The 12654-nt window shown below is 51.4% G+C and carries 11 protein-coding genes and 1 pseudogene; 2 read left to right on the top strand and 10 right to left on the bottom strand.

Features of this window, described 5'->3' with window-relative positions:
- Positions 1 to 45: 45 nt before the first annotated feature.
- Complete coding sequence (locus tag QMX93_RS02430; protein ID WP_178081012.1) at positions 46 to 426, bottom strand: nuclear transport factor 2 family protein; 381 nt, start codon at positions 424 to 426, stop codon at positions 46 to 48.
- Between the two features lie 380 nt (positions 427 to 806).
- Here QMX93_RS02430 and QMX93_RS02425 point away from each other — a divergent pair, with 380 nt between their 5' ends.
- Complete coding sequence (locus QMX93_RS02425) at positions 807 to 1247, top strand: hypothetical protein (RefSeq protein WP_098949333.1); 441 nt, start codon at positions 807 to 809, stop codon at positions 1245 to 1247.
- Positions 1248 to 2255: 1008 nt separating this feature from the next.
- Here the strand turns inward: QMX93_RS02425 and QMX93_RS02420 are convergent.
- The 5 genes from QMX93_RS02420 to QMX93_RS02400 all read right to left on the bottom strand — a co-directional run bounded on the left by QMX93_RS02420 (position 2256) and on the right by QMX93_RS02400 (position 6124).
- Positions 2256 to 2909 (bottom strand): hypothetical protein, encoded by a 654-nt coding sequence (locus tag QMX93_RS02420; protein ID WP_256588638.1) that lies wholly within the window; start codon positions 2907 to 2909, stop codon positions 2256 to 2258.
- A gap of 187 nt (positions 2910 to 3096) precedes the next feature.
- Entirely contained in the window at positions 3097 to 4377 is a 1281-nt protein-coding gene (umuC, locus tag QMX93_RS02415; protein ID WP_098949335.1) for a translesion error-prone DNA polymerase V subunit UmuC, read from the bottom strand.
- Positions 4364 to 4795: a S24 family peptidase gene (locus QMX93_RS02410; protein ID WP_098949336.1), complete on the bottom strand. Its 432-nt coding sequence runs from the start codon at positions 4793 to 4795 to the stop codon at positions 4364 to 4366. The genes umuC and QMX93_RS02410 overlap by 14 nt, the downstream gene beginning before the upstream one ends.
- A gap of 54 nt (positions 4796 to 4849) precedes the next feature.
- Positions 4850 to 5509, bottom strand: a complete 660-nt coding sequence (nth, locus tag QMX93_RS02405) for an endonuclease III (protein ID WP_098949337.1) — start codon at positions 5507 to 5509, stop codon at positions 4850 to 4852.
- Complete coding sequence (locus QMX93_RS02400) at positions 5510 to 6124, bottom strand: hypothetical protein (RefSeq protein WP_138183480.1); 615 nt, start codon at positions 6122 to 6124, stop codon at positions 5510 to 5512.
- Between the two features lie 310 nt (positions 6125 to 6434).
- Here QMX93_RS02400 and QMX93_RS02395 point away from each other — a divergent pair, with 310 nt between their 5' ends.
- The gene (locus QMX93_RS02395; protein ID WP_098949339.1) at positions 6435 to 7151 is read left to right on the top strand and encodes a TetR/AcrR family transcriptional regulator; all 717 of its coding nucleotides are present in this window, start codon (positions 6435 to 6437) and stop codon (positions 7149 to 7151) included.
- 39 nt (positions 7152 to 7190) lie between these two features.
- Here QMX93_RS02395 and QMX93_RS02390 read toward each other — a convergent pair whose 3' ends face one another.
- The 4 genes and pseudogenes from QMX93_RS02390 to QMX93_RS02370 form a co-directional block, all read right to left on the bottom strand.
- Positions 7191 to 8306 (bottom strand): alcohol dehydrogenase catalytic domain-containing protein, encoded by a 1116-nt coding sequence (locus tag QMX93_RS02390; protein WP_098949340.1) that lies wholly within the window; start codon positions 8304 to 8306, stop codon positions 7191 to 7193.
- Between the two features lie 494 nt (positions 8307 to 8800).
- Positions 8801 to 10105 carry a PAS domain-containing protein gene (locus QMX93_RS02380; protein ID WP_098949341.1) on the bottom strand — a complete coding sequence of 435 codons (1305 nt, stop codon included), beginning with the start codon at positions 10103 to 10105 and terminating at the stop codon, positions 8801 to 8803.
- 429 nt (positions 10106 to 10534) lie between these two features.
- Positions 10535 to 10837: pseudogene (locus QMX93_RS02375) on the bottom strand (histone-like nucleoid-structuring protein, MvaT/MvaU family); the annotation flags it as partial.
- Positions 10838 to 11747: 910 nt separating this feature from the next.
- Positions 11748 to 12608 carry an AraC family transcriptional regulator gene (locus QMX93_RS02370; RefSeq protein WP_098949342.1) on the bottom strand — a complete coding sequence of 287 codons (861 nt, stop codon included), beginning with the start codon at positions 12606 to 12608 and terminating at the stop codon, positions 11748 to 11750.
- Positions 12609 to 12654 lie beyond the last annotated feature (46 nt).

Genomic DNA, 12654 nt, shown 5'->3' with positions numbered 1-12654 from the left:
CGCCGTATCAGCAAAAGAACCGATTCATATGTGTGAGGTACCGCCTCATGTGCATTGGCGTTGGTACCGACATCTAGTCGGAGACCCTCGTGCCTTGGTGAAACACCATGTGCCAACCATCTTTGTAGGTTTCCCAAACGGAGCTACGCAGTGATAAAGACTCATCGCCATTAGCATTTTGATGACGGCATATGCTAACGCGACACTATCTGCAAGCACACACAGTTTGAAATCCTCGATTGTTCTTTTGATAAAAATCTGGGATTTAAGTCCAGCGATCACCTCCGCTTTTGTCCAGCTTTTGCCGACAGCTCCAAATTCAACGAACTCTTCGGCAAGCAGCTGTTCAAGCAGCCGATCATTTTTTCTCGTTTCCGGCTCTAGCAACAACTGTTCAAATGCTAAAATTTCTAGACGAATATCCATTTCCCTGAACTACCAAGTGTGATTTACATGTGCTTCACAGAGGACAATATATCGTATAAGCTAGATCAGTACACACTGATGGCAGCAACTGGCTGATGTCCTTCGACCGTAATCTTGGTAGGCGAGTTAGCACGTCCTTCAGATCATATTTTCCCTGTGTGGGTGTTGGCAAGCTCCGATCGTCATGAGCATCTGCCAGATGCTGGGCGCTTTTATGCGGTGACCAACCTTTCGACTCGAGGCTTCGCTTACGAGAGATAGGGGATAAGGGGACGCTTGTAATGCCTACAGTGAGAGTTTGGTGGTGAATAGCGAGAATGTGCTGGTGATCCAGGTTCCGGTCAATTGGTCGTAATTCAGAATACAATAGGATTTATATCATGAATAAAGTTGCAATGTTTTTCATCGTTTTGTTTTTGTCCGCCTGTTCCCATTTTCCTGCGTCGGCTCCCAAAGCGGAAAAAGGCAACTACTTTGATGTTTTAGGCGGTGGTTTCTCCGTCGTGATGAAAGATCAGAAATACTTCTACGGAATAAATCTTCTGCGTAAAAAGACCATTCCTGATGGAGCTTACATTGTTGCTACGTTCGAGAATCCTGCTGATAATGCTAGACCACTCGTACAGGAAGGCTTGCTCTCGGCGTTGACTACTTATACCTATAATGGCGCTGCCGCATACGCCATTAAATCTCCATACGTTACGGGAATTATTCCGCATCGCAACTACATCGTTCGTATCAAAATATATGTTGATGCAGGTAAAAGCCAGTTGCTCGAAGAATTGAATCAAGGCATAAACTCGAATCTATTTAGAAATTAAAATTGTCATTTAAGCTGAATATGGAGCTTTTGAAGGCTGGTCGCTAAAAATTAGTGCAACACCTGATCTTTCACTCAACCACCTGGGTCATACCTTTTTGCTAGATCTCGATTAGCGTCCGGTACGCTCTCGCAAAGCCATAGTGACCTTCGCTGAAAGCATCCGAATGTCTTCGTTATGAAAAACCAAGTGGGCTCGATGCGCCTTGGTTTCTACATCACAAGACTCCAGATCCTCAATTCGAAACTGGTACTTGCCCTGATAGGCTGCGGCGATATCAGCTGCTAGGCATCGTGCTGATGCTCCTGGCATAGCAATAGCCCACTCGATGATGTCAGAAAACTCTTCCGCAGCTGACCGAGGCTGCACGCCATAGGCTTCAGCCTGGGCAAATTCGTTAATATGCGTCCGGGCATCACGTCTTGCGTCATAGAGCGGAACTGCCCGCCCTTAGCACCTACACCTGAAAGCCCTAAGGTTATGCGTTACAGATCTTAGGCTCGGAAAGATCGATTCGGTATCCTTTCTTCAAGCAAGGTGTTGCCAACGTACCTCTGCAAGCGCGTCCTTACTATGGCTAAATCCGTCGCTCTCCGACGCTGAACTTATCAAATCGACGATAGAGCCCAACTGTAGTGGTCTAATGAAACCGGACACCCATTTAGGTGACTTGGCCGGACGGGTACTAAGCAGTGTGATTCCTGGTTAGCCTTTGAGGCTATCAGGGTATGAGGCGGATAAGTCTCACGCACGGATCGTTGCTTAGGGTAATGGCAACGTAAACGGAGGCCCGGTAAGGCCTCCGTATTTTGGTCTATGCCGAGCTTTTCAGGTTATGGTCTCGAGCGAAGACCGGAACACTGACCAAATTCGATTTTCGTTTGACGCCTTAAATCAAAACCTGGAGCTAATGCTCGAGGGTGATCAACATCTCAGGGCGCTAACTATCAACGCGACCTCGGGTTTGTAAATCTGCCGATGTCTACTACGCGAGAGTTGCAAAGACAGTTAAACGTGCTCCAAATTTCTCAGTCCATCACGGGGCACAAAAATCCAACCTTCGGAAGGATCGATGGTTGGCGTCGGATGCGCGAGTAAATCTGGTTTATTTTGAAATGACCAACCTATCAAAGCACATGTCAGTGCGTCTTCCAGATCCAAGTGATAAAACTCAGGGCCGGCCTTGAGCTTTTCAATTGGGACACTGCCACCAGAATCTTCGTAGAAAGGCCGACGCATCCCACCAATGCAGGCTGATCGTTTGCATGCGGAAGGGTAAGCCTCAATGGCATGGATATAACGGCCATCTGTCCAGAGCCCGCACCTCTCGATATCTGGTGCGAACAGGGCCAGAAAGTGAATACCCTTGGTCGCCTGACTTCCAATCATGTCCTTGATGGGAGACAAAGGTGATAGCCCTCTTTCAAACAGAAACCGCTCTGTTTCCCTGTGAAGATAGGGATTTGCTGATGAGGAAAGAATTTGACCGGCAGCAACCCTTGAAACAATCAGGTCAGCAAATGCCTTGGAGAATCCAAGCGGCGTATCAATCGCGAACAGCAACCTGCACGAATTTTCGTGATCGATTTTCACTTGGCACAATTCAAGGATCTTGGTGGCCAGCATCTCGGAGCTGGTTGCTTCGTTGAGGGTGTTGCGCAAATTACCCCTCCAAGGAACACCGGCCAGTTCTCTGGCTGAGTCAAGAATCACCAATGCATCCCGGCTTGCTGGATTCTTGTCACAATTCCAGCCCCCCACATCCCATCCAACGTAGTACGTTTGCCTGTCTTTCAACCTGTGCACTCACGTTAAAAATCTTTGGACATCCCTCGCTGAGTCGCTAGGTCTAATTGCACTTAACTGTCCACAGCTCACTGATTTGTGTTGTATATCTCTGGCTGCGCATCTCGCTTTTCATGGCCCACTCCGGGTCGGTGGGCACGCTTGCAGGCCGCAATGTTCCTTTGCCCCAGCGCTGGTTGATGTCATCCAAAACCCCCATGACCTTTGACGTCGCCAAGGGCTGTACTTCACTGAACAAGTCGTCAGTGAATTCGTTGGATTTGCGTAAATCCAACAGATGCACCTCTGCCTTACTGAACCTTATTCCCGGCCTGAAAATCCGCCCCACAGCCTCTGTCGCGTAGCGAACCAACAACCTGACGTCGTTGGTGGGATAAGGGAGATCAACAGTCGCGCCATTGGAATATTTAACCTCGTTGGGGTTAAAGAATCCGGTTCTGATATTCACTCTCATAGTCTTGCATAGCGAATCCTGAAGCCTGAGCTTCTCCGCCGCGCGCTGCACGTAGGTCGCAACAGCTTCCTTTATCGGCTCAACTTCCGTCAGCCGCGCTCCGAAGCTGCGGCTGCAACAGATTTCGTGCTTTGCGGCGTCTGCCTCCAGGGAGTCGAGACAAGAAACTCCCCCAAGTTCACGAGCGGTTTTTTCCAGCACAACGCTGAATTTTTTCCTGAGCAGCCTCGGGTCAGCTTTCGAAAGGTCGAGTGCCGTGTGGATGCCCATTTCCTCAAGTTGAGTACGAAGCTTTCTGCCTATGCCCCAGACCTCGCCCACTGGACTCTTGTGCAACACCCATTGTAGGGTCTTGGGGTCGCAGAGATTGACGACGCCTTTTGTCCTCTCCATGTACTGCTTGGCGACGTGGTTAGCCAGTTTGGCCAGCGTTCTGGTCGGGGCGATGCCAACTCCCACAGGAATGCCGGTACCCTGTCCTACCGCTTTCTGAATTTTCATTCCTAGCTCAGACAGATCTCCAGGCATCCCGGTGAGGTCGGCGAACGCTTCGTCAATACTGTAGATCTCAAGCCTGGGCACCATGGACTCAATGATGGTCATGACCCGCTCGCTGAGGTCGCCGTACAAGGTGTAGTTGCTGCTGAACGTCGCGATGCCGGTTTCATCGAGATAGTCTTTAATTTGGAAGTAAGGCGCGCCCATTTTGACAAAGGGCTTAGCGTCATAGGAACGGGCGATCACACAACCGTCGTTGTTAGACAAAACAACAATCGGTACCTTGGCAAGATCCGGCCTAAACACTCTCTCGCAGCTCGCGTAAAAGCTGTTGCAGTCGATTAAAGCAAACATTTCGTCAGTTCCGGCCATGATCACGCACGCTGTATTGCACCACACCCCAGATCATCAATTCATCCTCATCGGACAGCGTTCTCGTGGGGTAGCTGTCGTTCTCCGGCGCCAGACTCAGCCGTCGACCTTCAAGTCTGAGCCTCTTGCATACAGGCTCAGCGTTGAGCGACGCAACGACTATGTCGCCGTCAACGGCTTCCCTGCTGCGATCAACGATCACAAAGTCGCCGCTGAAAATCCCGGCTTTCTGCATGCTGTCCCCGTCAATCTTGACCAGGAAAACATGAGGTGCTCGAATGTTGAAAAGCTCGTCGAGTGAGATGTGTTTTTCAATGTGATCAGTAGCAGGAGACGGAAATCCAGCGGAGGCAGTTGCGGAAAAAACCGGGATGGGCAACCCTTGCGCCAGTAAGGCACCAACAGCAGTCACACTCATTCTGTACCTCCAGTGGTTCTATGCGTTCTAGGTTACCCAGCGTCACAGCCCGAACTAAGCGTAGTGTTCAGAAAAGTACGCGCAGTGGCTGGAAATGATGCAGTCATCGCAATGAGGGCTGCGTGCAACACAAACCTTCATCCCATGCTGAATTAGCCATTCGTGAGCGTGCTTTTTGTATTTGGAAGGGGTGACTTCGTTGATCACCTTGGTGGTGACATCCGTTGAAGTGGTGTCAACAATCCCTAAACGGTTTAGCAGGCGATGGATGTGCGTATCGACGGCAATTAATGGGGTGTCGAAGATGAAGTTCATGATCAGACTGGAGCACTTGAGACCAATGCCTTGCAGTTGGAGCAATTCCTCTTTTGTGTCTGGAAGCTTGCCGCCGTGTCTGTCGATGATTTGCTTGCACATCATCTTCAGGCTTTTGGTCTTTTTGTTGTAGTGCGCGACAGGCTTGATGATGCTTCGAAGCTCTTCATCATCCAGCGCCAGAAGTTCCTCAAACGTCGCCACCTTCTTGTACAGAGGCACGCACGCAGCCACCACTCTTTTGGTAGTCGTCATGGTCGACAGTGCAGCAGAGACAATGCTTCGGAATGGCGTGCTGGACAGCCCATTGGTCATCCATTCATCGTCACTCTGATCGAACGTCGGGTAGGCGTTACTTAGAGACTTGTAGATAGATGAGATTTCACTTTTTGCGAGCATCTAACAGGCCTCCTGGACAGACTTGTCGGCGGCAGCACGGAAGGAAGCCATCTGCCCAGGGACATATGGATGTATCAGCGGTTTTGCCGGTTCACGAGGAAACTGTTGAATAGGGTCTATTGGCGCTACAAGCTGTACCTGGTAGGAGATGACAAACGTTTCAAGGCGACGATTGTGAGCAGCACACTCGTCGCGCAGCCAATGCAGATCGTCCCTTTGGTTTGACAGCCCTAAAACGCCGACCGCGCTACCCAGCTCGTCGTAAGAAAACTGAGCGGAAGCAATCATTGCGCGAAGGTCACACAGCCCTGAAAGAGAGCTAATTGGCTGTTGGTCAGCCTGTGCGAACGTGAGATCAGCAACCGACGTGCAGCAAGTGGAGTCGCCCGTGAGACCAATATCTGCAGACGCTGACAGTTCTCGTACCAGCGAAGCGAGGGTTCGTGGATGTCGGCAGAAGACCTGGAAGATGATCGCAGCCTCCAGGCGCACGCCAGCTTGGATATTACCGTCTTCGCTCATTAGTGCCTCGGCCTGAGCCGTCACCTTATGGTTGAGCAAGCGCAGAGCGTTCAGCCGGGCCACACACCACTGTTGATACAACGAAGTCGACATACGATCTCTCTCTGTGATTGCAGACATCATCCAGGCGCGCAATTTAGGCCGGTCGTGACCTTCATTTGCCGTTGCAATACCGCTCAGCTTCCAATCCGAGTCGAGTCTGCAAGCGCTGACTGGTCAAGCCTCAGCGCGTTTGTGAAGCTGCTGCAGCATCCGAATGAGGGGCGCAGGCTTCCAGGCGAATTAATAGTACGCTATCGTACCATTAAAATCCATGCGCCTCCGATTCCTTTCGTCGTTTCGTTTGTGATTCGCTGATTAATCGGTATCGGTCAGCCCCTTAACAACCCAGTGCAGTCAGTAAATGGCACACTGTGCAACTCACTTCTTAAGACGGACAGATGGTTTGAAACAAGATCGCGCCACCCCCCCCCCTCCCTCGCCCCGCCCAAGACCAGGTCGTCCGCGCGCTGACCAGGCGGGTGAGGTCGAACGGAGAATTCTTGATGCAGCCACAGCCATTTTTTTGGAGCACGGATTCGGACGTGCCACTCTTGACCAAGTCGCAGAGCAAGCTCACGTGGGCAAGACCACGCTGTACAGCCGATATGCAACCAAGGAGGCGCTGTTTGAAGCTGTGGTGCGCAAGTGCGTAGAGACGTTTCTTCAAGACATGGACACAGGGCCTGCCGAAGGCAACCTGGAAAGAAAATTAGTGCAGGTGGGTACAGCTTTGGCACAAGCCACACTCACCCCTTACGTCATTTCAATCATGCGTATTACCTTGGCCGAAACTGATCGTTTTCCAGAAATCGCTAAAGAGGCGTTTCGAATGGGCTTCGGGGCGTGTGTTCAAAGTGTTGCGGACGCGTTGACTAACGGTGAGGAGCCTTTGAGCGCTGAGCTTGCTTTGGCAATAGGTAGACGATTTGTGGAGCTGGCACTTCATCCTCTCTACTTCCATGCGTTTTTCGGTGACGATCTTGGGATTCTTAACCAGCGAATCTCAAAAGACGTTGCTCAGGTTGCCGGGATGTTGTCGAAGGATGTCGGCCAATCAGTTTTCGACAATCCGATTTAGCTGCCAGCCCCATGAAGGGGTTGGCAACCAGGGCAATCATTACATCTTGATCACGTAGTTTGTGAACCCACCGTAGCGACTGCTGGTATCGTCAACAGCTTCGTTCACTTGCTCAAGGGGATAGACCTTGTGCTCGTAAAATCCAAGATCCAAGAGTCCTGCGCCGGCCATATCAACCATCGTCTGGCTCTGGTGCGTTGTGAACCAGCTTGATCCGATGATTGTGATGTCATTTGAAAGCGCCCAGAACAAGTCCAAGGGAACGTCGCCTTGGACAGCGCCAACATCTACTAACCTACCGCCTCGATTCAGACTTTTGAAACCCTCCACCAAAGGCTCGGCAGGCGCTCCTGGAGCCAAAGCATCCAGCACGATGTCGACACCTTCACCGTCAGTCACTCGCAGGCTCCACTCTTTCACGGACTCCGAACCAGACTCAAGTATCTCGATTCTCCCTAAAGGCCCCATATCGCGAACCTTCTGGAACAAATCCGAGTTTCGAGCTGTGCCAAGGATTTTTTTCACACCAAGCGCCAGGGCCAAGGCCACTGCGCCCAGTCCCAGCGTGCCTGTGATGCCGTTGATGAGAAGAGTTTTGCCGGGGCCTGCATTGGCTCGGATCAAACCGCGATATGCCGTCCCCAGATAGCCCAAGCGAGTTGCAGTTTCGAAATCCACTGCATCAGGCAGTCGAACAAGGCTGTACTGCGGTGCGGGCATGTATTCGCACAGACCACCATAGGGATAATCCTCGAACATCTGCGCGCCATTTTTGCCCAAGCCGAAGTAGCCGTTTAGAACGAAGCTGTCGCACGAAACGGGCTCCCCCACTTGGCAGGCCCTGCACGAGCCGCAGTACCGGCCTGGGTTTACGTAGACTCGGTCTCCAGGTTTGAAGCCATACACTTGTGACCCGACCGATTCGATCACGCCAGTTGCGTCCAAGCCAAAGATAGCGGGAAGTCTCGGCAGCGGCAGCTCGGGTGCCACTTCGTCCCATTCCGCGATCACGTTTTGCAGGTTTTGCACCACACCACACGCGACAACCTTAACCAGCACCTCCGTGGGGCGAATTTCCGGAACGGGCACGCTTTCAATTTCCATGGGCTTGCCGGTGTCATGCAGCCGGGCGGCACGCATTTCAGTAGGTGTCATTTGGATCTCCTGTGCATCATCTGATTCACGCTGAAAGACTGCATGAAATAAAGGTACTGACTCGTACTATTGATGGAGCATCAGGTGACGTTAGGAGTTCAACGGATCTTTAATTTGGACTTTCTCACAACGCGCTCCACCCTTTCACTCGCCCCGGATCAAGGCCTACGACCGATTTAGCAGTGAGACGGCGTGGTGTCGAGAGTGTCGGCCATGAGGTCATTAGAAATGTGCGTGCGAGTGGCTCGCCTTCGTGTGAGAGGTGCCATGGAGATTCTATTCTTGCAAGAAATGCTACCGAGCTTAATTGGATCGAAAAGTGTTGGCATTGCGCCCCCCCCTAGAAACCCGTAATAACAACGGCACGAATAGGTACCGTCATTTACAGACCTGGAGCGCGGTACGAGTTCAAATGGTTTCTAGCGACACCCTGGCCGCTGATTCCACTTCAGTAACCAGACGCGTCCTTGCGATAGATTGGTCACACAACTGAGTTATTTGCCCATCATGCTGGCCGCTTGCTGAGTTGCTTCTGTCGTCCTAGTCGCAAGCTTGCGAACCTCATCTGCAACGACCGCAAAACCTCTGCCCGCCTCACCGGCTCTCGCTGCTTCAATGGCAGCGTTTAGCGCAAGCAGGTTAGTTTGGCTGGCAATACTTTGGATTGTGCTGACAATTTGTGAGAGATTAGCGAGGTTTTCCTCTAGTTCGCGTTGGTGGATGGACTCCGCCTGACGCAACGCATCCTGCTCGTGCTGCAGGTTTACATCGACCAGTGCCCCCACAATTCTCAGCGGTGCACCCGAGGCATCTCGTCGTGTCTGACCTCGGGCTTTGAACCACCGGTACTCACCACTTTTCATCTTCAGTCGGTACTCTAAGTCGAAAGGTGTTTTCCCTGACCGGTCAGTTAAATGAGCGCCAAACGCGTTCAGAGTTCGCGCTTTGTCTTCAGGATGCAATCTGAATGCCCAGCTATCGAGAACATCCGGAAACTCCTCGGCGGTGGCGAAGCCGAGTAATTTCCTGAATTGCGGTGACCACCAAAAAATATTTTTAGGGTTGACGGGATCCCCAGCGATAACCTCCATATCCCAGAGGCCATCTGAGAGCATCTCACGCGCTAGCTCGAACCGTGTGATGATCACGTCATGGATCTGATCCCTTTCAAGCTCTTCGTGAATATCACGTACCGAGCCGGCAACGCGAACAGGCATCCCACGGTCGTTACGCAAAGTTTCACCCTGGGCGTAAAACCATCGATAGCTTCCGTCTTTCATAGCTAGTCGATTTTTGACCTTGTAGGGCGTCTGACCTGACTTGTCATTGAGATGCTTTGCAAAAGCATCCAGCGTTGCCTGTTTGTCATCCGGATGTAAGCGATCAGCCCAACTCGCAAGTACATTTGGGAAGTCACGCTCGTCGTTAAACCCCAAGAGACTTCGAAACTGGGATGACCACCAGAACCTGTTTTTGGGATTTACTGGATCTCCAGCAATGACCTCCATGTCCCACAAGCCTTCGCTAGAGGCCCGGTTGACAAGATCAAATCTAATCTCTTGAGCAGCAGCACTCTCAGAAGCCTCTCTCAAGAGCAAGCGCGCAGATTCAAGTTCGGCCTCTAGGGCGGAGACATGTGCCGCTACTTTGGCTTCGTCATCCTTTAAGACTTTCCAAGCTTCGAGAACTCTCGGCGCTTCAGCGCAACCTGAGACTTGCGGGTCGCCCCCTTCAAGAATGGATGAAATCAGCTGGCTTAGCGCTGCGCGATCACGGCGCCCAAAGAACGATTTCGACATCGAGAAATACTCAATTGGTTTAGGGCCCTCATCTGTGGCTCCTTTCAATTTACATCGGCAGCCTCCCCCAAAACCTTCAGGAAGAATCGTTAGAAAATGTAAATTTAAGACGATTGGTAGGGGGTTCATCTCCGCAAAAGTCCGTCGTGCGTCATGCCACATAGAGCTAGTCAGGACGGTCAGGTTTGGCAGACCGACGGGACAACTGATTACGATTGCAGAGAACCTGAAGCCTGGCTCAGGAAATCGCTACACTAATCTGCATGGTGGTGATAACAGGTGACCCTGAACCCAACTATCTTGTACGCCCCATAATGCCGTCTGAAGATGGTGTGCTAGTGGTGGGGTTTCGACCAAGGATGCGGCAGCAATGGCTCAGAAGCACACGAAGAAGCCCTCCAGGCTTTAGTCATGAGTCATGCGTACTATGTAGGCCTTCAGCTCGCGTGCCTTGCGAGTAACTCTCTTCGGCGAAGCTGAGGAGGGTTCTGAATTGCTACGTTGAGCAGCAGCGGGGTCTAGCAAACTGATCACGTCACGTAAGCTATAGCCATACTCACCAAGCAACCCACGAAGTTTGGTCTCCAACGCCATTTCGACCTTCAAACCAGAGTCATTTTTCATGGCATCAAGCTCGGCGAGCTGGGCAGCGAGCTGTTGTTCGAGCTTTCGGCATTCAGCGAGACGGGACTTTCGAGTTCCTACGAGTTTTGATGAAGCAGTTTTGGTCACCTCATCACCTACATCCAGGCTCTCTTGGATTAAGTTTCGGCTCAATGTGGCTGGATTAAACGTAGCTTTCCAAGAAACAGGGGCGATGGAACAGGCAGACCGGCAGGAGACCGGGGACGTCAAGGCTGACCTTGGCGACATGATGAAAAGGCGTAGCACCATCATTCCGACTCCCCTGGTTCAAGTGTTGGTCAGGGCTTGAAGATATCCATCTGAGAATGGTTGTTACGTACGAGTAGGACGAGAACAGTATGCATCCGGGTATTACGTCTTGTGTGATTAAATCGGTTGCCACTAAAGCAGCACCTGATCGACCTCACTCACCCTCTTCTTCGACAGCCTGGTATGAACACTCTTAGGACACGCATAAGAATCATGCCCATCGCGCCTCGCAGAATGGATCACGCTCATGATCGCAACTGCGTGTCCTCCGCTTCGCAGTAAGCCTGCAAGTCGAGCAGCCAAAGGGAGTTTCACCCCTCGGCTGCTCGCATAACCGTACGTGAAAATCTCGCGTCATACGACTCTTGGCCAAACACTCTACTCATGTAATCAATACCAACGCGCGAACAGCTCCAGATTCTCACTCCAAATTAGACACAGTCAACGCTTCGCTTGACGTGTAAAGATTGTGTACTTGGTCTTCATCCATTTGAGCAGACGCGATTGCAACGCGCTCTACAATCGATAGCTGAACTTCCCATACCAGACAATTCCTGTGATGCGTTCCTTGCCGTTGTCTTTTGGAATACGTTTTTCCCGTACAGGTGGCGAGCAACTAAAAACAATCGGTTTGGATTCGAGCGCTCTGACTCGGGTGCCTCTCGCGGACATGATCGCATTGGCGATATTGAGGTGGTCTGGCGTGATGAAGGAAAGCGGGCCGCACCACTAATGTTCAAATTGTCATTTATTGCACCCTGACAGGGCGACTCAGCGAGCGATTGGCTCCTGCAAGTTCGATGCACGCCAGATACTCGCTGACCTCGGCACGTTTGACGTAGTCAAGAGGTGTAATGCTCACTAACTCTTTGAATTCTCTCTGGAAATGCGATTGATCGCTGAAGCCTAACTCCAAAGCGATATCCAAGGTGCTGGATTTCTGCTTTTCAAGCAGCTTCAGCGCTTCGTAGCACCGGACGATCCGGCTGAATGATTTTGGTGACATTCCCGTGCATTCTTTGAACTGGCGTTGAATCGTGCGTCCAGTGCAAGAAAATCTTCGCTCAAGATCGCTCATCGCAAGACAACCTCGGTGCTGCTTTATCATCGTCAGCAAGCATTCGGTTAGGCCCGCAGCAGGGAGGCGCAGACAGTCCCTGAGGTAACTATCCACGCCGTTGCACAGTTTATCGAATGACTGATGGATAACCATCAGCTCAAGAAATTCCTCAGCCCCGTTCATCGCGTGGCTCAATTCAAACTCTTGGTCTCTGAGTTCACAGGCCGACATCGTAAGAAACGTAGGTGTGTATCCCGAACAGAAGCGCACGCCAAAATATCTATGACCCTGCTGCAGATCGAACTGCCGAACTTTAGCCGGACTTCCGCACACCCGGGCACTAGGATTGTTCCCGTCACAGTCAAATATAATATCTACGCAACCATCAGGTATCGCCAGTGCTCTCGAGTCGGAACGGTCAACGACAAAGCTGTAAAAGTGGGAAATCCGTGGATCAATAGACTCAGCGACACAATAACGCTGCGTAGCATTGAAAACGAACCATGGCTGCTCAAGGCAGAAATTTGAAACTGCGCGCTGCGTGTGCATGCGTTGACCCCCTTGCTCATATGTTGGCAAAAGCACAAACGATGCC

The sequence above is a fragment of the Pseudomonas sp. PS01303 genome (genome assembly GCF_029959385.1).
GTDB lineage: Bacteria > Pseudomonadota > Gammaproteobacteria > Pseudomonadales > Pseudomonadaceae > Aquipseudomonas > Aquipseudomonas rustica.
The sequence above is the reverse complement of the archived record's forward strand: the minus strand, read 5'-3'. Positions and strand labels throughout refer to the sequence as shown.